Origin of the sequence: Plastoroseomonas hellenica (genome assembly GCF_018129085.1) — a bacterium.
Taxonomy (GTDB): Bacteria; Pseudomonadota; Alphaproteobacteria; order Acetobacterales; family Acetobacteraceae; genus Plastoroseomonas; species Plastoroseomonas hellenica.
Window position 1 is genome coordinate 22696 of sequence record NZ_JAAGBB010000025.1, and the last position, 21608, is coordinate 44303.

15 protein-coding genes and 1 tRNA gene are annotated in these 21608 nt (G+C 68.5%); 6 read left to right on the forward strand and 10 right to left on the reverse strand.

Features of this window, described 5'->3' with window-relative positions; translation table 11 throughout:
* Nucleotides 1–184: 184 nt before the first annotated feature.
* Genes GXW71_RS19985 through GXW71_RS19995 form a run of 3 tightly spaced genes read right to left on the reverse strand, consistent with a single transcriptional unit; the run spans nt 185 to nt 3117 of the window.
* Nucleotides 185–376, reverse strand: coding sequence for a cation transporter (locus GXW71_RS19985; protein ID WP_211854466.1), 192 nt, complete (start codon nt 374–376; stop codon nt 185–187).
* Between the two features lie 12 nt (nt 377–388).
* Complete coding sequence (cueR, locus tag GXW71_RS19990; protein WP_211854381.1) at nt 389–781, reverse strand: Cu(I)-responsive transcriptional regulator; 393 nt, start codon at nt 779–781, stop codon at nt 389–391.
* Nucleotides 778–3117 carry a heavy metal translocating P-type ATPase gene (locus GXW71_RS19995; RefSeq protein ID WP_211854382.1) on the reverse strand — a complete coding sequence of 780 codons (2340 nt, stop codon included), beginning with the start codon at nt 3115–3117 and terminating at the stop codon, nt 778–780. Before GXW71_RS19995 ends, cueR begins: the two co-directional genes overlap by 4 nt.
* A gap of 108 nt (nt 3118–3225) precedes the next feature.
* Here GXW71_RS19995 and GXW71_RS20000 point away from each other — a divergent pair, with 108 nt between their 5' ends.
* Entirely contained in the window at nt 3226–4260 is a 1035-nt protein-coding gene (locus tag GXW71_RS20000) for a S1C family serine protease (RefSeq protein ID WP_211854384.1), read from the forward strand.
* A gap of 206 nt (nt 4261–4466) precedes the next feature.
* Here GXW71_RS20000 and GXW71_RS20005 read toward each other — a convergent pair whose 3' ends face one another.
* The 4 genes from GXW71_RS20005 to GXW71_RS20020 form a co-directional block, all read right to left on the reverse strand.
* Nucleotides 4467–5441, reverse strand: a complete 975-nt coding sequence (locus tag GXW71_RS20005) for a Bug family tripartite tricarboxylate transporter substrate binding protein (protein WP_211854385.1) — start codon at nt 5439–5441, stop codon at nt 4467–4469.
* A gap of 79 nt (nt 5442–5520) precedes the next feature.
* Nucleotides 5521–6588: a ketopantoate reductase family protein gene (locus GXW71_RS20010; RefSeq protein WP_211854387.1), complete on the reverse strand. Its 1068-nt coding sequence runs from the start codon at nt 6586–6588 to the stop codon at nt 5521–5523.
* Between the two features lie 69 nt (nt 6589–6657).
* Nucleotides 6658–7038 (reverse strand): PaaI family thioesterase, encoded by a 381-nt coding sequence (locus tag GXW71_RS20015; protein ID WP_211854389.1) that lies wholly within the window; start codon nt 7036–7038, stop codon nt 6658–6660.
* Nucleotides 7035–7547 carry a prolyl-tRNA synthetase associated domain-containing protein gene (locus tag GXW71_RS20020; RefSeq protein WP_211854391.1) on the reverse strand — a complete coding sequence of 171 codons (513 nt, stop codon included), beginning with the start codon at nt 7545–7547 and terminating at the stop codon, nt 7035–7037. The genes GXW71_RS20015 and GXW71_RS20020 overlap by 4 nt, the downstream gene beginning before the upstream one ends.
* Nucleotides 7548–7730: 183 nt before the next feature.
* Here GXW71_RS20020 and GXW71_RS20025 point away from each other — a divergent pair.
* Both GXW71_RS20025 and GXW71_RS20030 read left to right on the forward strand, forming a co-directional pair.
* Nucleotides 7731–7805: transfer RNA gene (locus tag GXW71_RS20025), tRNA-Gly, on the forward strand.
* A 250-nt stretch (nt 7806–8055) separates the two neighbouring features.
* Nucleotides 8056–8952, forward strand: a complete 897-nt coding sequence (locus GXW71_RS20030) for a hypothetical protein (RefSeq protein ID WP_211854392.1) — start codon at nt 8056–8058, stop codon at nt 8950–8952.
* Between the two features lie 105 nt (nt 8953–9057).
* Here GXW71_RS20030 and GXW71_RS20035 read toward each other — a convergent pair whose 3' ends face one another.
* Nucleotides 9058–10032, reverse strand: coding sequence for a Bug family tripartite tricarboxylate transporter substrate binding protein (locus GXW71_RS20035; RefSeq protein WP_211854393.1), 975 nt, complete (start codon nt 10030–10032; stop codon nt 9058–9060).
* Between the two features lie 221 nt (nt 10033–10253).
* On the opposite strand from GXW71_RS20035, the gene GXW71_RS20040 reads away from it, so the two are divergent.
* The gene (locus GXW71_RS20040; RefSeq protein ID WP_211854394.1) at nt 10254–18146 is read left to right on the forward strand and encodes an ExeM/NucH family extracellular endonuclease; all 7893 of its coding nucleotides are present in this window, start codon (nt 10254–10256) and stop codon (nt 18144–18146) included.
* A gap of 262 nt (nt 18147–18408) precedes the next feature.
* The gene (dctA, locus tag GXW71_RS20045; RefSeq protein WP_211854395.1) at nt 18409–19713 is read left to right on the forward strand and encodes a C4-dicarboxylate transporter DctA; all 1305 of its coding nucleotides are present in this window, start codon (nt 18409–18411) and stop codon (nt 19711–19713) included.
* 199 nt (nt 19714–19912) lie between these two features.
* Here the strand turns inward: dctA and GXW71_RS20050 are convergent, their stop codons facing one another.
* Nucleotides 19913–20623 carry an MlaA family lipoprotein gene (locus GXW71_RS20050; protein WP_211854396.1) on the reverse strand — a complete coding sequence of 237 codons (711 nt, stop codon included), beginning with the start codon at nt 20621–20623 and terminating at the stop codon, nt 19913–19915.
* 127 nt (nt 20624–20750) lie between these two features.
* Here GXW71_RS20050 and GXW71_RS20055 point away from each other — a divergent pair, with 127 nt between their 5' ends.
* Nucleotides 20751–21149 (forward strand): GFA family protein, encoded by a 399-nt coding sequence (locus tag GXW71_RS20055; protein WP_211854398.1) that lies wholly within the window; start codon nt 20751–20753, stop codon nt 21147–21149.
* A 19-nt stretch (nt 21150–21168) separates the two neighbouring features.
* Here GXW71_RS20055 and GXW71_RS20060 read toward each other — a convergent pair whose 3' ends face one another.
* On the reverse strand, nt 21169–21606 hold the full coding sequence (locus tag GXW71_RS20060) for a MaoC family dehydratase (RefSeq protein WP_211854399.1): 438 nt from the start codon (nt 21604–21606) through the stop codon (nt 21169–21171).
* Between the last annotated feature and the right edge of the window lie 2 nt (nt 21607–21608).

The window sequence follows — 21608 nt, forward strand, 5'->3', positions numbered from 1 at the left end:
GGCCTCCGCTCCTCGCTAGGCCCATCGCCGTGCTCCGGAACGGCGATCCCTATGGATCATGCTGCGCATGACGGAGGCCCCGATGTCATCATCGCCTCAATCTAGCGATGCGGGGCGGCTTCGCATTTTAAGTGATATGTCGTTCTGCAACGCTGCGTAAGCGTCATTCCGGCGCCGCTTCGGGTCAGCCGGCGACCACGTAGCCCTCCGCGGCGATCGCTTCCGCCAGCGCCGCGCGCGACGCTACCGTCTGCAGCGTCAAGGTCCCGGCGGCGAGATCGATTGCGACCTTCGCCGCCGCGTCCCGCGCATGCACTGCATCGGTCACCGCGCGCACGCAGTGGCCGCAGCTCATGCCTTCGACCTTCAGCACCATCTGGGTCACGGGTCAGTCCTTCTTCTCGAGTTCGGCGATGATCGGGCAGTCCGGCCGCGCATCACCGTGGCAATGCGCGGCGAGATGCCGGAGCGAGGTGGCCATGGCGCGCAGGCTGTCGGCCTTGGCCTCCAGCGTTGCGACATGGTCGAGCGCCAGGCGCTTCACCTCCGCGCTGGCGCGGTTGCGGTCGCGCCAGAGATCGAGCAGCCGCCGCACGTCCTCGAGCGGGAAGCCGAGCGCGCGAGCATGGCGGATGAAGCGCAACACCGCGACTTCATCCTTGCCATAGGTGCGGTAGTTGTTGGCGGCGCGTTGCGCATCCACCAGGCCGATCGATTCATAGTGGCGGATCATCTTGGCCGAGACGCCGGACTCGGCGGCGGCTTCCCCAATGCTTTTCATGCGGGCCTCCAGCGTGCGAGCAGCAAGGCATTGGTCAGGACAGCGACCGAGGAGAGCGCCATCGCCGCCCCCGCGATCACCGGGGAGAGCTGGCCGAAAGCCGCGAGCGGGATGCCGATGGCATTGAAGCCGAAGGCCCAGACCAGGTTCTGCCGGATCTTTGCCAGTGTCCGGCGTGTGACCTGCAGGGCGGCGGGCACCAGCGCGGGATCGCCGCGCAGCAGGGTGATGCCGGCGGCCGCGATCGCGACATCGGTGCCGGTGCCCATGGCGATGCCGAGATCGGCGGTGGCGAGCGCGGGGGCGTCGTTGACGCCATCGCCCACCATGGCGACGCGCCGGCCGCCATCGCGGAAGCGGGCAACGGCCGCCGCCTTGTCGGCGGGCAGGACCTCGGCTGCGACCTCCGCGATACCAAGGCCACGCGCCACCTGCTCCGCCGCCGCTCGCCGGTCGCCGCTGATCATGGCGACCGCGACGCCCATAGCGGAAAGACCGGCGATGGCAGCCGCGGCGCCGGGCTTCGGCGCATCCTCGAAAGCGAGCAGCGCCAGGGCACGATCACCGTCGATGAGCCAGGACAGGGTGCGGCCCAGCGCCTCCTCCCGCGCCACGGCTTCGGCGAGCAGGCCGGGATCGGCGCCGCTTTCGGCGAGCAGCCGCGCCGCGCCAAGGCGAAGATGCCTGCCCTCCACCACGCCTTCCACGCCGCGGCCCGGCAGCGCGCGGAACTCCGCGACCGCGGGCGGCGGCGCGCCGTAAGCGGTGAGGACCGCGCGTGCCAGCGGATGCTCACTGCCGGCATTCAGCGCCGCGGCCAGACGCAGGCCATCCATGTCACCGTGGGTGGCAGCCAGGCGCGGACGTCCTTCGGTCAGCGTGCCGGTCTTGTCGAAGGCGACGAGGGTGATGGCGCCGGCGCGCTCGATCGCTTCGGCGTCGCGCACCAGGATGCCGGCCCGCGCCGCCGCGCCGGTGCCCGCCATGATGGCGGCCGGGGTCGCCAGGCCAAGCGCGCAGGGGCAGGCGATGACCAGCACCGCCACCGCATGCAGCAAAGCGGTCTCCACGCCCGCGCCCGCCAGCCACCAGCCGAGGAAGGCGAGCACGGCGATGCCCAGCACCGCCGGCACGAAGACGGCGCTGATCCGGTCCACCAGCTTCTGCACCGGGGCGCGGCTGGCCTGCGCGGCCTCCACCAGCGCCGCGACGCGGGCGAGCATGGTCTCGCCACCGACCGCCTGCACCATCACCACCAGCCGTCCATCGAGCGCGATGGTGCCGGTGCGGACGGTGTCGCCCGGGCCGCGCTCCATGGCGCGGCTTTCGCCGGTGAGCGCGCTTTCGTTGACGCCGGAGAGCCCTTCCCGCACCACGCCATCGGCGGCGATGCGCTCGCCGGGGCGGACCACGAGGACATCGCCCGGCAGCAGGCCGGCGGCCGGCACCTCCTGCTCCGCGCCATCCTTCAGGATGCGGGCGGTGCGCGGGCGGAGCGCCAGCAGCGCCGCGATCGCAGCACCCGTCGCGCGCTTCGCCCGCGCTTCCAGCCACTTCCCGATCAGGACGAAGAGGATGACGGTGGCCGACGCCTCGAAATAGAGGCCGTGCGCCGCATGCGCTGCGCCGTGGCGCAGCAGCAGGTACAGCGACAGGCCATAAGCCGCGCTGGTGCCGAGGGCGATCAGCAGGTCCATGTTGCCGGTGCCGGCGCGGAGCGCCGCCCAGCCGGCCCGGTAGAAGCGGGCGCCGAGGACGAACTGCACTGGCGTCGCGAGGGCAAGCTGCCACCAGGGGCCGGGCATCCAGTCCCGGCCGAGCGCCATGCCGACCATGCCGATCAGGAAGGGCGCGACCAGCGCCGCGGCGGCCAGCGGCGCCAGCCAGGCACGCGGCGGAGCGGCCGCTGCCTCGCTGCTCTCGACCGTATAGCCGGCGCGCAGCACCGCCGCTTCCAGCAGGGCGGGATCGGTGCCGGCCAGCATCCGGATCTCGGCCACGCCGCTCATCGGGTTCACGCTGGCGGCGGTGACGCCCGGCACACGCTCCAACGCCCGGGCCACGCGGGTCCCACAGGCGGCGCAGGTCATGCCGCCGATCGCGAGCCGTGCCTCGGCGGCCGGCACGGCATAGCCCGCCGTGGCCACGGCTGCGGTGAGGGCGGACAGGGGCGCGGTGCCGGTGACCTCGGCCCGCTCGGTCGCGAGGTTGACCGCCGCCGCGGCGACGCCGGGCACCCGCGACAGGGCGCGGGTCACCCGGCCGACGCAGCTCGCGCAGGTCATGCCGGCGATCGGCAGGGAAAGGCGGGGGGAAGGGAGCGGGCTTTCGGGCATGGCGCGGATGTGGGGCTTCCCAATATGGGAAGGTCAAGGGCCGCCGTCACGCCCGTCATCGGAATGCCGATTGACGCAGGCCCCAGGGCTGCCGACATGCTGCCCGCCATGCATCCAGCCCGTTTCCTCCTGGCCGGCCTCCTGGCCCTCGCCACGCCGGTCGTCGCCCAGACGCAGCCGGAGCCGTTCCGCATCGTCAACGCCACCGGGGCGCCGGCGGTCGCGCTGCACGCGGTGCGGACCGGCCGCCCCGATTGGGGCGGCAACCTGCTGAACCGGGGGGCGCTCGCCGCCGATGCCGGCTTCAGTCTGCGCCCCTCCGCGGCCGCCGGCTGCCGCTTCGACCTGCGACTGGTGCTGGAGGATGGGCGGGAGGCGGTGCTGCGCAACCAGGACATCTGCGCCCAGCGGGAGGTCCGGCTGGCGCAGGTGGCGACCGCGGCACCCGGTGCCGCCCGCCCCCCGGCCCAGGCCGCGCAGCCGGGGTCGCCGGCACAGCCGAACCCGCAGGCCCGCGTCGCCTCCGGCACCGGCTTCGTTGTCGCGCGTGACCGGGTGCTGACCAACCACCACGTCATCGACGGCTGCAACCGCATCCTGGTCCGCACCGCGGACGGGCGGACCCTGGCCGCGACGCCGCCGGCCCGGGTCGATGCCCAGCGCGACCTGGCGCTGCTGACCGTCCCGGGTGATCCGGGGCCGGTGCTGTCCTTCCGCAGCAACCCGGTGCGGCGGGGCGAGGGCGTGGTGACCTATGGCTTCCCGCTGGCCGGCCTGCTCTCCTCCGGCCCGACGCTCACCACCGGAGAGATCAGCGCGCTGGCCGGGCTGCAGGACAACCAGACGCAATTCCAGATCAGCGCGCCGGTGCAGCCGGGCAATTCCGGCGGCCCGCTGCTCGACCGCCAGGGCAATATCGTCGGCGTCATCGTCTCCAAGCTCAATGCCCAGCGTATCGCGCAGCGCACCGGCGACATCCCGCAGAATGTCAATTTCGCGGTGAAGGGCAATGAGGCGCTGGAGTTCGTGCGCCGCGCCGGCGTGATCCCGCAGGTCGCCGAAAGCCGCGGCCCCGAGCGCGGCGCGGCGGAGGTGGGCGAAACCGCGCATCGCAGCACCATGTTCATCCGCTGCGAGCGTTAGCCTAGCGGGCCAAGCGGCCGCAGGCCGCCACCCGAAAGGCCGGACTGCGAGGCGTCAGCCGATGCAGGCCGAGGCCGCGAATGCGGCCCGCGCGCGACCGACCGTTGTCGCCAATGCGCCCTGACAGCGCGAAAGCCAAGGCCGCGGATGCGGCCGCCGGCGTTTGAGGTAAACAAAAAACTCGGCGCCGGCGTTTGAGGACAGATCTAATTCCCACTCGCCCCGGCTTCGCGGAGGATCGGCGTCCAGCGAGCCGTCTCCTCGCGCATGAAGCGCAGCAGCTCGGCAGGGGTGCTCGGGGACGGCTCAAGCCCGTGGCGCATCAAGGCGGCGACCGTCCCGGGGTCGTGCAGCGCCTCGGTCAGCGCCTCCGACAGCCGGGCGATGATCGGCTCCGGCAGGGCGCGCGGCCCCATCACCGCATACCAATTGGGGATCGCGTAGCCGGGCAGGTCAGCCGCCTCAGCGACGGTCGGCACCTCCGGCAGCATGGCGGTGCGCTGCGCGGCAGGGACCGCCAGGGCGCGCAGCCGGCCGGCCTCGATATGCGGCAGCACGGTCGCCGCGGTTGCCGCCGAGTAATCCACCTTGCCCGAGATGATGTCGCTGATGAGCTGGCCGCCGCCGCGATAGGGCACATGCACGGTGCGGATGCCGGCGCGATGGTCGAGCAGCGCGCCGGCGAGGTGCCCGCCGCTGCCGATGCCCGAGCTGCCATAGGCGAGCGCGTCCGGCCGGGCGCGGGCGGCTTCGATCAGCGATCGCAGGTCGCGCCAGGGGCGATCGGGCGGGACCACCACCACATTCAGCACCTCGACCGAGCGGCCGATCGGCGTCAGGTCGGTCGTCATGTCGGACGTCAGCCGGGTCATGATCGGGTTCATGACCAGGGAGGCGATGGTGCCCATCACCAGCGTATGGCCATCAGGCGGCGCGTTGATCGTCGCCTCGGCCGCGATATTGCCGGCGCCGCCGGGCCGGTTCTCGACGACGATCGGCTGGCCGAGCAGCGCCTGCAGCTTCGGCGCCAGGATGCGCGTCGTGGTGTCATTGCCGCCGCCGGGGACAGCGCCGACCAGGATGCGGATGCTGCGGCTCGGGGACCAGCGGGGCTGGGCCCGCGCGGCGCGGCCGAAAATGGCCGCACCGGTGAGCGCGGCGATATGCCGGCGCGTGAGCATGGACATGTCCTCGGTTGGTTTCTTATGCCCCGAGGCTAGCGCCGGCGTCAGAGCACCGCCAGCATCCACTGCCACCGCGTCAGTTCAGCCGCAGATCCTTGATGTGCTTCGGATCGGCCTGCAGCTCACCCCGCTCCACCTGCTGCACGATGCGGGTCAGCGCGGCATTGGCCGGCGTCACGATGCCGACCTCCTTGCCGCGGTCGACGATGAAGCCGTTCAGGAATTCGATTTCGGTGCGGCGGCCCTTGACCATGTCCTGGCCCATCGACGGCCGGTGCGCGCCACCGCCGGGTTTCGCGGCTTCCGCCAGGCGGTGCTTGTCATAGGCGGCGACCGCTTCGGGATCGCCTTCCCCGGCGCCGGCGATGATGGCGGGATCGAGGTGGTGGATCTCCTCCAGCACATAGCCGAGCGCTTCGCCGACGCGAATCGCCTCGGCGCCGAGCCGCGCGCCGAAGCGGCGGAGCTGATCATCCAGCAGGGTGTCGCGGGTGATCAGGCCGGTGCAGGCGCAGAGCCCGTTGCCCATCGCATTGGTGACGAGCTTCGACCAGCGCTCCCCCCAAAGGTTGCTGGTGACCAGTGCGCTGTCGGAGAGCGCGAGCAGCCGCGCCACCTCCTTCAGGCGGTCGGTGATGCGACCATGCGTCTCGCCCACGCGGTAGACGGTATGCGCGGCGCCGCCCTTGCCGGAGGCGCGCTTCACATGGCCGGGCGCCGCGAGATCCACAGTGATCGAGCTCGCGATGGAGCCGAGCACGCGGCCCCAGCCGACCACCTCCGCGATCGTCGCTTCGTTCATGCAGTTCTGCAGCGAGACCATGAAGCCGCCAGGCGAGAGATACTGCCGCATCATCATCGCGGCCCAGGCGGTGTCGTAGGACTTGGTGCAGATGAAGACGATGTCGAAGGGCTTCTGGTGGCTGACCTTCTGAACCTCGGTCAGGTGCAGCGCCTTGATGTCGGAAACGACGAATTCCGGCACGTCGCGCAGATGGGTGATGCGCAGCCCGCCTTCGCGCATGGCCTGCACATTCTCGGGCCACATGTCGATGAAGGTCACATCCTCGCCGGCCTGCGCCATATGCGCGCCGGCATAGCCGCCGACCGCGCCGGTCCCCATGATCGCGATGCGCGCGCCCATGCCGCGTCTCCTTCCCCTGATCCAGCACGGACTATGCGCCCGGTCCAGAAAGGTGGCCAGGGGCCGGGGTCAGGCTTTCGACAGGATGACGCGCAAGGTTCCGATCGCCTGCGCGACGGCGTGGCCAGCTGCATCCTCCACCGACGCCTCCGCGGAGATCAGGCTGCGGCCCTTGCGCACGACTCGGCCGCGTGCGGTCAGCCGGCTCGCGCCGGGCGAGAGATAGTTCACGGAGAGGGAGACCGTCGTCGTGGCCGCGCCCTCCGACAGCACCGAGCGCGCAGCATTCGCGAGCGCGGCGTCGAGCATGGTGGCGATGGCGCCGCCATGCACCTCGCCCCGGCTGTTCGCGTTGTCGGGCGTCGCGTCCAGCATCACCAGGGCGGTGCCGTCCTTCGCCTCCATCACCTGCAGGCCGATCAAGCGATAGAAGGGGCGCTGCGGGATCATGCGGCGGGCAGCTCGGCATCGAGGACGGCGACCTCGTGGCCGAGATGCTCCAGGAAGCGGATCAGGTCGCGCGCCGCGAGGCCGGTCGAGGTGTCGTTGGTCAGGGGATGCACCCAGACCAGGCCCGGCGCTTCCGCCAGCGCACGGTCGAGCACGAAGCGCACGCTGCCCGGCAGCGCGTTCACCAGCGCGAGCGGCGTGACCGAGCCCGGCACGACGCCGAGCAGCGCGGCCAGCGCCGCGGCATCGCCCATGCGCACCCGCGGCCAGCCGGCGGCACGGGCGAGCGCATTGACCGAGATCTGCCGATGCTCCTCCAGCGTCGCCAGCATATGCGGCCCCTCCCCCTTCGCGGGCGCGAGGAAGAGGTTCTTGGTATGGGCGCCCGGCAGGTCGCCGCGCAGCGCCTGGCTTTCGGCCACCGTGAAGACCGGCGCGTGCCGGACCGTGCGATGCGCGATGCCGAGCATGTCCAGCCGGGCGAGCAGGCCCTCCGCCGTCTCCGCCATCACAGGGGACGTGCGAGGGCGGCGGAGACGGCCGAGCCGAAGGCCGGTGGTGCAAGGGCGAGGCGGCGCATGCAGGAATGCTTCCCAGGATCCGTTGGCCCCGATGCTGGCGGGAAGCGGGGACCCCGACAAGGCGGCTTGCAATCCTCCGAAGGCGTGGTAGAAGCCGCCTCCGCTCGGAGCGCGGGCGTAGCTCAGGGGTAGAGCACGACCTTGCCAAGGTCGGGGTCGAGGGTTCGAATCCCTTCGCCCGCTCCATTCGGTCTCTCTCAGAACAGTCTCTATTCTCGACGGCGCCGCGCCCATGCGCGTGGCTGGGCGTATGCGCCGGCACATCGACGCGGAGCGCACGAGATCGACCGGCGCCAATCCGAATGCGGCGGGCAGCGAACGACCGACGATCTCCGCGGACAGATCATCACGATATCGTTGTTATATGCCGATGAGGCTACGCTGTCCGACGCACTCGGGCTGGAATGACACCCATCAGCGGAGCCGCGGGGGCATCATGCCAACTATCGCGTATCAATCGTTCAATGCGAATTCCAGCTCGACCCATGGATTGGCATCGATCAGTAATCAGACCTTCACGCGGAACACCAATGCCCATGCGACGGAGCAAGGCCATCAGGCGCTGGTACTGCCGCACTATTCGTCGGACCTGACCACGCCAGTCCAGGGCCCGGCCCATCTGAGGCCCGTCGAGAGTCTTTCAGGGCCGCCTACCGTGACCACCTTTGGTGCACAGGTATCGCTGGCCTTTCAGAATTTCTACCGCTCCCTCGGGGCAATGCCGGACATCATGGTCGTGGGCGAGCTGGATACGTCGCACCCGGATTTCACAGGCATGGTCGGCGGCCCGGGCATCAGCACCACCGCGCACCCCGCGAAGAAGGCCTGCCAGTCCTTCACCGCGATCAGCCAGAACGCGGTTGCCTCCGGCATCAGCCTGCTTCAGGACGGAGAAGGATATGTCGTCTACGCCGTCGGCGATCTAACCGTCGTCTTCGTCCATGTGCCGAACCGGATCGCCACCAATGCCTCCGAAACGGTGAAATTCTATTTGAATATCGCCGGCTCCCTGAACGGCAAGTCGAAAGTCATTGACCTCATCATCGGCGACACCAACCAGCCCAGCTTCAATTTCAGCGCGCAGGTCCTCAATCAGGCCTTCGGCACCAATGCCTATGTGAATGCCAGCAGCCAGGCCGATATCGTCAGGTTCGACAGTTGGAATGTGCCGGCAGGGGGCACGAACAGCGTCGGAACCAAGGTGTACGACATCGCCGTCTACCGCTCGGACATCAATACCCTGCGGCAGGGGCCCGTCTATATCTCCCAATCCTCGGGTGCCGTCACGGTCACGGATCACTGCGGGCTCGCCGTGACGATCGAACGCAAGTGATGTCCGCGGACGGCGTCTGGGCGGTGCTGGGCAAGGTCCAGCGCCGGCTTGCCAAGCGCAGCCGAAGTCGCAGCGGGATTGCCTATCGGGGCGGCGTCCAGCCCTTCACCCTGCCTGCGCGCCTGAGATCCGCACCATCTCCGCCCAGCGCGGTGTCTCCGCACCCAGGCGTGCGCCGAGCGCCTCCGGCGTCGACCCGGTGAGCCGGGCGCCCATCGCGATGGCGCGCTGCTGCAGGTCCGGATTGGCCCAGGTGGCCCGTATCTCCCTCGACAGCCGCTCAGCGATCTCGCGCGGCATGCCGGCCGGGCCTGCCCAGAAATGCCAGGGGCTGATGTTGAAGCGGTCGAAGCCGGCCTCCGCCATCGTCGGCACCTCCGGCAGGGTCGGCCAGCGCTCCGGCATCGTGACCGCGAGGGGGCGAATGCTGCCGTTCTGGATCACCCCCGTGTAGCTGGCGAGATTGTCGATGGCCATCTGGACATCCCCGCCCAGCATGGCGGGGATCGTCTGCGCCGCGCCGCGGAAGGGGACATGCGTGGCTTCGATGCCAGCCCGGCTGGCGAAGTACGCCCCCGACAGGTGCCCGGTGGTGCCGGCGCCCGGCGAGCCGTAGCTGACGCCCCCGCGACGCCCGCGCGCCCATGCCACGAATTCCTGCGCGGTCTGCACCGGGACATGCTGCGCCGGGACGGCGAAGACGTTGGGCAGATCCCACATGGCGCTGATCCACTGGAAATCCCTGGCGGCATCGAAAGGCACGCTCGGGAAGACCATCGGGTTGATCACCACCGTATGCATCGACACGGTGCTGATCGTGTAGCCATCGGCCGGGGCGCGGGCGAGCGCCTCGGCGGCGATGTTGCCGGAAGCGCCGCTGCGCGTTTCGACGACGAAGGGCTGGCCAAGGCGCTGGGCCATCTGCTCGGCCGCCATACGCGTCAGGACATCGAGGGAACCGCCTGGCGGGAAGCCCACCAGCACCCGCACCGGCCGGTTGGGCCAGGGTGCCTGCGCCAGCGCGGGCGCCGCGAGCGGCGCAGCGGCGGACAGGGCCAGCACGTGGCGGCGCTTGAGCATCATTTCCTCCCTGCGGATCCTGGCCGGATCGCTGTCGTTTCAGACCCCGGGACGCATCGGGGCGCACCGTGGGCCGCGGTGCAAATTTCGATATCACATCTTATTTGATGACCACGCCATCGCGTTGCACCCATTTCATCCGATTGCCACGAAGATGAATGGGACGTTACCCGGGGACTCTCCCGATAAGTCGCGCCGCTTTCGAAAAGAGGGGCACGGGCATGAGTCTCACCAGCGGCAGCATCGCTTTCGTCGGCTTCAATGCGGATGCGGATGATGGCTTCGCCTTCATCGCCGTCGATACCATCCCGGCCGGGACGGTCATCCACTTCAGCGACAATGAGTGGAATGGCCAGGCGATCGGCGCCGGGGGCGCCTTCAACACGGGCGAAGGCGGGCTGACCTGGACCAACGGTGCGAGCGACCTGCCCGCCGGCACCCTCATCGAGTTCGCGCGCACCAGCGAGGTCGATTTCCGCACCGCCAATCTCGGCACGCTCAGCGGCGGCAGCGTCGCGCTCGGCAATTCCGGCGAGGCCATCTTCGCTTTCCTCGGCGACTCCGTGACTCAGCCGGATATCTTCCTGGCCGCAGTGACCAACAACAATGGCGGCTTCTCCGGCGCGACCACCAGCGGGTTGCTCGCCGGCACCGGCCTCGCCGCCGGCGCGACCGCCCTGGTGCTGCCCGGCAGCAGCGGCGCCGATGTCGCGGTCTATGCGCCGTCGACCGGCGGCAGCGACTTCGCCACCCGTGAGGCGGCGCTCGCGGCCTTCAACGCCACCGCCAACTGGATCGCCCAGGACGGCAGCGGCGACCAGAGCGCCGATGGCGTGGTGCCGGATGCGCCCTTCCTGACCGCCTCCCCCCTCGCCGGCGTCACCTTCGGCATCGGCAGCACCGCCACCCCGACGCTGGTCAGCCTCACCGTCGATGCCGCGGAGAAGCCGGAAGGCGCCAGCTTCACCTTCACCGCGACCTTGAGCGCGGCCGCCACCGCCGACACCGTCGTGACGATCGTCGCGACCGGCGCGGGGGACGCGCTCGGCTCGGTGCCCGCCAGCATCACCATCCCGGCCGGCGCGACCAGCGCGAGCTTCGAAGCCGTCAGCACCGACGATACGGTGGCGGAAAGCGATGTCGCCTTCACGATCAGCGCGACGCTCGGCGCCGAGACGCACGAGGCGGCCGCGACCATCATCGACAATGACGCGCCGCCCGTGACCGTCATCGGCGGCATCACGATCCTGGAGCAGGCGGAATCGCTGCAGGGCTCCGTCGCCACGCCGGTCGCCACCAACACGCTGAACGTGACGCGGATCGGCGGCTATCTGGCCGGCGACGGCGAAGGTGGCGCGGAATCGATCGCCTTCGATGCCGGCAGCGCCCGCGCCTATGTCACCAATGCGGCGCTCGACCGCATCGACATCCTCGACCTCTCCGACCCGCGCAGCCCGGCGAAGCTCGGCTCGATCGACCTGCCGGCGACGCTCGCCGGCTTCGACTACGGCAATGTCAACTCGGTAGCGGTCCGCAACGGGGTCGTCGCGGTGGCGGTGCAGAATGCCGATGGCGGCGAAAATGGCGTCGTCGCGCTCTATGACGGCGCCACCGGCAGCCTGATCAAGACCATCGAAGTCGGCGTGCTGCCCGACCAGCTCACCTTCAGCCCCGACGGTTCGCTGCTGCTGGTCGCGAACGAGGCCGAGCGTTTCCTCGACCTCTCGGGTGAAGCCACGGTCGACAACGCCCCCGGCACCATCACCATCATCTCGGTGCCGGCGAACGCGGCTGACGCCGTGGTGCGCAACACGGTCGGCTTCGGCGCGCTCGATGCCTTCGAGGCGCAGCTCGACGCGCTTGGCATCAAGACCCTCGACGCGACCACGATCGAATTTGAATCGGGCGCCCTCAACGGCGAGCTCGCGGTGCCGGACTCCACGGTCTCGCAGGACATCGAGCCCGAATACATCGCCGTCTCGCCCGACGGCACCAAGGCCTATGTCACGCTGCAGGAGGTCAATGCCGTCGCGGTCATCGACCTGACCAACGGCGCGGCCGACCGTCCGGTATCGCTCCTGCCGCTCGGCAGCATTGATTTCAGCCTGCCCGGCAACGAAGCCGATTTCTCGGATCGGGACGGCGCCGGCAACACCGCCTCCATCTCGGTCGGCAATGCGCCGGTCAACGGCCTGTTGCAGCCGGACGCGATCGCGAGCTTCGAGGTGAACGGCACGACCTACTTCATCACCGCGAATGAGGGTGACAGCCGCATCGTCTCCAGCGCCACGCTCGAGGATCCCGCGCTGAACGAAGCGCGAGCGAGCAGCGTGCAGTCGGGCGCGTCCAGCGACTATGCCCGCGTCAATGTCGACACCGTCTGGTCCACCGCGGAGGAGCTCTACACCTTTGGCGGCCGCGGCTTCTCAATCTTCCAGCAGAATGCCGACGGCTCCATCGTCAAGGTCGAGGAGACTGGCGGCGATTTCGAGCAGATCATCGCTGCCCTGCCCAATGCCGGGACCGTCTTCAACGGCGAGAATGGCGGCGGCTTCGACAGCCGCTCCGACAACAAGGGAGCGGAGCCCGAGGGTGTCGCGGTCGGCGAGATCAACGGCGTGCCCTATGCCTTCGTCGCGCTGGAGCGGATCGGCGGCGTCATGGTGTGGGATCTCTCGAACCCGGCGGATGCGAAGTTCGTGCGCTACATGCCGCCGACCGCGCAGGATTACGGGCCGGAGGTGATCAAGTTCGTCAGCGCCGAGGAGAGCCCGAACGGCCGCGCCATGGTGCTGACCGCCAATGAGATCAGCGGCAGCGTGACGGTCTATGAGGTCTCCGACCTCACCACCATCAGCGAGATCCAGGGCACCGCCGCCGCCAGCGCCAAGGTCGGCCAGGTCGTGAATGTCGAAGCGGTGGTCGTCGGCGACTTCCAGAACGGCGATGCCGATGGCGGGCGTAACCTCGGTGGCTTGTACCTGCAGGAAGAGAGCTACGACCAGGACGGCAACCTGCTGAGCTCCGAGGGCATCTTCGTCGCCGACGGCACGCTCGGCGTCGATGTGCAGATCGGCGACCGCGTCCGCGTCACAGGGACGGTGGCCGAGACCTTCGGCAACACCGAGATCAAGGCGACCGCCGTCACCGTGGTCGAGGCCGATGCGGTGGCCGACGTCAATACGCTGGCCGTCGAGATCGACCTGCCGGCGAATGGCGTCCAGGGCGCGAACGGCACCTACACTGCAGACCTGGAAGCCTATGAAGGCATGCTGGTCAAATTCCCCGAGACCCTGACGATCACCGAGCAGTTCAACCTCGATCAGTTCGGTGAAATCCGGGTGACCCAGGGCGCGGCGCCGAACTCCTACACGATGGACCACGCGCCGGATGTCGCCGGCTATGACGCGCATCTGCGCGACATCGCTGCACGCTCGATCATCTTCGACGACGGCCGCGGCACCTCCAACCCGAACCTCGACAACACCGTCGTCGATGGCGACTACACCTCGGCCAATGCACCGCGGATGGGCGACCAGGTGACCGGGCTGACCGGCGTGCTGGACTACGACTTCAACCAGTTCCGCGTCCACGCGGTCGAAAACGGCCCTGATATCAACGACTTCGTCGAGGTGAATGAGCGCCCGGCGGCGCCGGCCGATGTCGGCGGCACGCTGAAGGTCGCCAGCTTCAACGTGCTGAACTACTTCCGGACGCTGGACAACGGCACCCTGACCGACAACGGCCTGGAGCCGCGCGGCGCCGAGACCACGGCAGAATTCGAGCGCCAGACCGAGAAGCTGGTCAACGTCATCCTCGGGCTCGACGCCGATGTGCTGGGACTGATGGAGATCGAGAACAACTTCAAGATCGACGATGATGGCAACGCCATCCAGTACCTGGTGGATAAGCTGAACGCCGCGTCGGACACGGAGTATGACTGGGTGCGGCCGGGCCAGGACTTCGTCGGCGGCGACGCCATCGCGGTCGGCTTCATCTACGACACCAGCAAGGTCCGCGTCGCGGATGGCAGCAGCGTCTCGATCCTCAATGACGCCGTGGTGCAGGACATTGCGCCCGACCTCCTGGCGCAGAGCACGCTCGGGCACATCTTCGATGGCGCCAACACCAGCCGCAATGCGCTGGCCGTGACCTTCGAGGAGATCGACACCGGCGGCGAGTTCACCGCGGTCGTCAACCATCTGAAGTCGAAGGGCGGCTCCGGCACCGGCGCCGATGCCGATATCAAGGACGGTGCCGGCGGCTGGAACCTCCAGCGCGCCCTGGCGGTCGAAGCGCTCAAGGCCTGGATCGAGGCCGATCCGACCGGCGCCGGCGACGAGGACTTCCTGATCCTCGGCGACCTCAATGCCTATGATAGGGAGGACGCCATCCAGGCGCTGGTGAATGCCGGCTACACCGACCATGGCGCCGGCGGCTACAGCTACGTCTTCGATGGCCAGAAGGGCTCGCTCGACCATATCCTGACCAATGGGAGCCTCAGCACGCAGGTCACCGGCGTGACGGATTGGCACATCAATGCCGATGAGGCGGATGCGCTCGACTACCAGCTCAACTTCAACAGCGACCTGACGACGAATGAGCGCGACCCCTCGATCTTCGACCCGGAGGTCCTGGCCCGCGTCTCCGACCATGACCCGATCGTCGTCGGGCTCGACCTGACCGAGGACCTGATCGAGGAGGAGGTGTTCACCCTCCAGCTCCTGCACCTTTCGGATGGCGAGGCGGGGCTGCTCGCGGGCAGCACGGCCAAGTACCTGGCGGCGATGCTCGATGCCTTCGACGATGACTATGCGAACACGCTGATCCTGTCGGGCGGCGACACCTACCTGCCCGGACCCTTCCTCGCGGCCGGCACCGATCCTTCCATCATCCCGACGCTCAACGCGGTCACCGGCTCGACCATCGCGGCCGGCGCCACCGTGCCGATCGGGGCTGTCGACACCGCGATCCACAACGCCCTTGGCGTCGAGGTCTCGGCCATCGGCAACCATGAGTGGGATCTGGGCTCGAACGCCTTCGCCGGCAGCTTCACCCCGGCCGCCGGCTGGGTCGGCGCCAACTACGCGATGGTCAGCGCCAATCTCGACTTCTCCGGCGACAGCGTCATGAACGCCCGCTACACGGACACGCTGGCCGATGGCCATGTGACGGAGCTCGCCTCTAGCCTCAAGGGCCGGGTCGCGCCGGCCGTCGTGGTCGAAAAGGGTGGCGAGCGGATCGGTATCCTGGGCGCCACGACGCAGATCCTGGAGGCAATCTCCTCGCCGACCGGGACCGAGGTCAAGGGCTTCCCGACCGGTCAGGGCGCCAATGGCGAAGTCGACGACATGGCGCTGCTGGCGTCCCAGTTGCAGCCGATCATCGATCAGATGCGCGCCGACGGCATCAACAAGATCATCCTGCAGGCGCATCTGCAGGACATCGCCAACGAAAAGCTGCTGGCGACGCTGCTCAAGGGCGTCGACATCATCCTCTCGGCCGGCTCGAACACCCGGCTCGGCGATGCCGATGACGATGCGGTGGCCTTCCCCGGCCATGGCGCCGATTTCGCCGACACCTATCCACTCGTCATCACCGATGCCGAGGGTGGCACGACGCTGATCGTCAACACCGATAACGAGTACACCTATCTCGGTCGTCTCAAGGTCGACTTCGACGCCGAGGGCAAGATCATCGTCGGCAATCTCGCCACGGATGCCGGGATCAACGGCGCCTATGCCTCGACGGCGGAGAATGCGGCCGCCGCCTGGAACACGACGGTCGACAACCTGGAAGGCACCGCCTTCGCGGAAGGCACCAAGGGCGATGCCGTCCGTGACCTCACCGACGCGGTCGGCAGCGTGATCAACGTCAAGGACGGCAACGTCTTCGGCTTCACCAATGTCTACCTGGAAGGCGAGCGTGCCCTGGTGCGGAGCCAGGAGACCAACCTCGGCAACCTTTCGGCCGACGCCAACGCCCATGCGCTGCGCCAGGCGATCAGCGCTCCGGCCGAAGCCGTCATCGTCTCCTTCAAGAATGGTGGCGGCGTCCGGGCGCAGATCGGCACGCTCGGTGCACCGGAGCCGGATGGCTCGGTGGACAAGCTGCCGCCGCCCGCCAATCCGGAGGCCGGCAAGCCTGCCGGCGGCATCTCCCAGCTCGATATCGAGAACTCGCTCCGCTTCGACAACAAGCTGATGGCCTTCGACACCACGGCCGAGGGGCTGAAGGCGATCCTGGAGCACGGCGTCGCGGCCGGCGCGCTGCAGGGCCGCTTCCCGCAGATCGGCGGCGTCGCCTTCTCCTGGGATCCGGATCTTCCGGCGGGCGGCCGTGTCTCCGATATCGCGCTGCTCGACGGCAATGGCGAGATCGCCTACGCGCTCTATGACAATGGGGTGCTGCAGCCCGGCGCACCGGCGGCGATCACCGTGGTGACCTTGAACTTCCTCGCCAATGGCGGCGACGGCTATCCGGCCAAGGCGAATGGCCAGAACTTCCGCTACCTCCTGGCAGACGGCTCGCTCTCGGCGCCGGTCGACGAGGCGCTCGACTTCACCGCCCCGGCGGTGATCGCTGCGAATACGCCGCCGGGCAGCACGCTGCTCGGGGAGCAGCAGGCGCTCGGCGAGTATCTGCAGGAGTTCCATGGGACGCCGGAGACCGCCTACGACACCGCCGATACGTCGGAGGCTGGGGACCTGCGCATCCAGAACCTGAATGTCCGCGAGGACACGGTCCTGGTGGGCATGAACGATGCGCCGGAGATCGTCGAGAACAGCCTCGACCCGGTGCTGGCGACGGATGCGCTCGGCGCCACGCTCGGTGCCGACGATCTCTCCGGTAGCGACGATGGCGATGCGCCGCTCACCTACACGGTCACCACGCTGCCTACCGGCATCCTGCTGGTGCGCGGCGAGATCGCGACCGTCGGCACGCACTTCACCCAGGCGGATATCGACGCCGGGCGCGTCGCGCTGCTGGCCGGCGCCGTGACGCCGGGCGCCGGCGGCGCTCTCGCCGACAGCTTCGGCTTCACGTTGTCGGATGGGTCGAAGAGCACGGATGGCGTCTTCACGGCGGCTTATGAAGGCTATCAGACCGTGCAGACGGAGCCGCGGTTCGGTGGCTACTGGGGCCGCAGCGGCGACGACTACATGCTCGGCACCCAGTCGGGGAACTTCGTCGCGGGTGGCAGCGGCCATGACGCGCTGATCGGGCGCGGCGGAAACGACAATCTCGACGGCGGCAGCGGCATCGACCGCCTGTTCGGTGGCGACGGCAACGACATGCTGACCGGCGGCAGCGGTCGCGACCTGCTGGATGGCGGTGCGGGCCGCGATGCCCTGCACGGCGGCGGCGGCGACAATATCCTGGTCGGCGGCAGCGGTGACGACACCATCACCGCCGATAGCGGGGATGATCTGGTCTTCGGTGGCGACGGCCGCGACATCATTCACGTGAATGGCGGCGACAACCGCGTCGATGCCGGCGCGGGCGACGACTGGGTCACGACCGGCAACGGCGATGACGTGGTCATCGCCGGGGCGGGCGACGACATCGTCTTCGCCGGCAATGGCGACAATCTCTTCAAGCTCGGCGGCATCACGGGTGCGATCAGCGATGGCGACGACCGGTTCACCGGGGGCCGCGGTGCGGACGGCTATGCGCTGTTTCTCGACAGCCGCGATGGCGCGGCGGCCGGCTGGGGTCACGACGTGATCACCGACTTCCGCCTCAGCCAGGACGATCAGCTCATCGCCTTCAACGCCGTCGAGGGCTTCTGGGACGATCCGGCGCAGCTCCTGGCGCTGGCGCAGAGCGACTTCGTCACGGGCCTGCGGTCGGCGGATGGCGGCGATCTGACGCTGACCTTCGTCGGCGGGTCGCCGGAAGCGTCCTCCGTCACGCTGGAGGACTTCTTCTGGAACAATGCCAACCAGCTCTCCGCGGCCGAGCGCAAGCTGGCTTACGGTGCTGATATCAACGACCAGAAGCTGGTCGCCATCCTGCTCGATGTGATCCAGGACGGCGGCGACTACGGCGTGCAGGGCGAGGATTTCCTGACCCAGGCCAGCAACCTCGTGAGCGATCACTTCATGCTGTGATATCGATGCCGGGGCGCGATCGCGCCCCGGCATGAACTGCAGATCGAAAAGGGCAGGCATAGCGCCTGCCCTTTTCTGCTTTCCGGGCTCAGATGACGCGACTGATTACAGACCGTTCATTGTCAGCCATTTGCCATGCTGCCGATGCACAGGCGCCACGTCGCCGTTGCCATTGCCGAGTTGTGACCGTCGTCATACCTCAGCCCATCTTGGTGGGACCTGCGCCTGGCGCGCCGGCGTCCCTGCAGTTGGGAATTGCAGCATGCTCCGGCGTACCCTCTCCGTCCTTTATGTGCAGGTCCTCATCGCCATTGTGCTCGGCGTCGCCGTCGGCGTGTTCTGGCCGGAGACAGGCGCCGCGATGCGCCCGCTCGGTGACGGCTTCGTCAAGCTGATCCGCATGGTCATCGCCCCAGTGGTGTTCTTCACCATCGTCCACGGCATCGCTTCGGTGCGAGACGCAAAGAGCGTCGGCCGCGTCGGCGTGAAGGCGCTGGTCTATTTCGAGGTGGTCTCCAGCTTCGCGCTGGTCATCGGCCTCGGCGTCGCCAAGATCTTCCGCACCGGCGAGGGGTTCAACATCGATCCCGCCCAGATGGACGCCAACGCCGTTCACGGCTTCGCCCAGCGCGCGGCGAATGACAGCGTGGCGGCGCATCTGATGGCCATCATCCCCGACACCTTCATCAGCGCCTTCGCCACTGGCGACCTGCTGCAGGTGCTGCTGCTGGCGGCACTGACCGGCTTTTCCATCAATGCCATGCCGGACAGCATCCGCGAGCCCATCTCCCGCGCGCTCGATGCGATGGGTGCGGTGTTCTTCGGCATCGTCGGCATCGTGGTGAAGGCCGCACCGGTTGGCGCCTTCGGGGCGATGGCCTTCACCATCGGCGCCTATGGCTTCGGATCCCTGGCCCGCCTGGCGGAGCTGGTCGCGACCTTCTACCTGACCTCGCTGTTCTTCGTGATCGTGGTGCTGGGCGCCATCGCACGCTTCTGCGGCTTCTCGATCTTCCGCTTCGTCGCCTACATCAAGGAGGAGCTGCTGATCGTCCTCGGCACCTCCTCGAGCGAGAGCGTGCTGGCGCAGCTCATGCGCAAGATGGAAAGGCTCGGCGCCTCGCCCAAGGTGGTCGGGATCACGGTGCCGCTGGGCTATTCCTTCAACCTGGATGGCACCAACATCTACATGACGCTGTCCACCATGTTCCTGGCCTATGCCACGAACACCCACCTGACCCTGGGGCAGGAGCTCACCATCCTGCTGGTGGCCATGCTGACCTCCAAGGGCGCCTCAGGCGTCACCGGCGCCGGCTTCATCACCCTGGCCGCCACGCTCTCCGTCATTCCGGACATCCCGATCGCGGCGCTGGCGGTGCTGATCGGCATCGACAAGTTCATGAGCGAGGTTCGCGCCCTGACCAACCTGGTGGGCAATGGCGTGGCCTGCCTCGTCGTCTCGCGCTGGGAGGGTGAGCTGGATGGCAAGAAGCTGCACGCGGCGATGGATCCGCGGCCCGCCCGGGCAGCACCGCAGATGGGGGCGGTGGCCGGTCCTGCCGACTGAGATTCGATTCCCCGGCCGGCCGGGCAGCAACCGCACCACCGCCCCAACGTTGCCTCACCGAAGCGCCTCAATCCCCGAGGCGACCAAGGGAGGACGCGTCATGATGCGCGGTGCTCTGCTCTGGCTGCTGGGTATTCCGCTGCCCATCATCCTGTTGCTCTGGCTGCTGGGTGTCTTTCGCTGAGCGCTTCGCCCTGGCTTACGGCGTACCCGTATCGCCCTCGGCATCACCTGGATCGCGATCCGTGCGGCAGCGAGCGGCGCGGCGCTGCAGATAGGCGCTGCGATAGACCGCATAGACGTCCAGGGACTGCGCCTCGATACGGCCGAGTTCGCTTTGGGCCTCGGCATAGGTGATGAGCGAATCGCTCGCGCTCCATGCGAGGACGGCTTCCGGGCCGATCGCCTGGGACAAGGCGGTCGTCGATGCGATCAAGGCGCCGGCGTCCCGAATTGTTGAGGGGCCGATCAGCGGCAGGACGAGGAACGGCCCGCTCGGCACGCCCCAGGCGCAGAGCGCGTCGGCGACCGCAGCCGGGCGGCGGGCATAGCCCATCGACGCCGCCGGGTCGTAGACCCCCGCAAGACCCAAGGTGGAATTGATCCCGAAGCGCGCCGCTGCATTCCATGCGAGGTCGAGATCTCCGGCCATGAGCCCGCTGACGGCGCTGACCGGCTCACCCAGATTGGCGACGGTGTTGCTGACGCCCCGGCGGAAGCCGGGTGACGTGTTCGCTTCATATAGTTCCGCGAGCGGCCTCAGGAGATTGACCTGGACCGTCCGATTGAAGCTGTGGACACGGCGATTTAGCCCCTCCAGCGGGTCATCGGCCGCCATCGCGGGGCCGGCCGAAGCGGCTCCCAGCAGCCCCATCAGGGCAATCACGCAGATCAGGCGCCGGTGACGCATGGCGTTTCCCCAAGGGGCTCGGTCGGTCGCCTGAAGCTATCCCGGTCCTGGCTTTCCCGTCATGTGGAGAATGAAACCTCGTTCATCTCCTGACATTCTGAGCACAGCGGTGGCGAGGAGAATGCGCATGCTGACCGGCGGGTGTTTCTGTGGCCATGTCCGGTATGAGGCCGACGGCGAGCCCTTCCACCCCTCGATCTGCCACTGCACGATGTGCCGCAGGACAGCCGGCGCGCCGATGGTCGCCTGGTTCACGGTGCCGCAATCCGCCTTTCGCATCATGACCGGGGAGCCGACCCGCTTCGCCTCCAGCGGCAAAGCGATGCGCAGCTTCTGCCCGCGCTGCGGAACGCCGCTGACCTTCGAAAGCAGCGACTATCCGGACGAGGTCGACATCACGACGGCGAGTCTGGACGATCCCGAGGCGATGCCGCCGCGCGATCACACGCACCTCGCCACCAGGCTGTCCTGGGTGAAGCTCGCCGATCGCCTGCCCGGTTATCCGGACGCGCGCACGCACCCGTAGTGCGGCGATCGCCGCCGGCTCAGGCCGGCACGAAGCGCAGAATATGCGTGCCGACCACGCAGAGCACGCCATCCTGATTCGTCACTTCGAATCGCGATCGGGTGCGGACGGGCTCCTCCTCCACGGCCTCGATGCGGTAGTGCGCCGTCAAGGCATCGCCAGCGAAGACCGGATGCAGGAAGCGGATGCGGTCATAGCCCGCCGAGACCGGTGTGCCGGCGCAGCCCTGCCGCACCGCGCGGCGGGACATCTGCGATGAAGCGGCCGAGACCAGCGCCATCACATGGGCGCCATGGGCGATGCAGCGCCCGAAGGCGGTACCAGCAGCGAATTCCTCATCGACATGCACAGGGTCATCGTCGCCGCTGAGCGCGGCGAAGGCCGCGATGTCCTCCGCAGAGAGGCCGCGGCGGAACTCGACGCTGTCGCCGATGGCAAGACCGGTGAGGCTCGGCATGG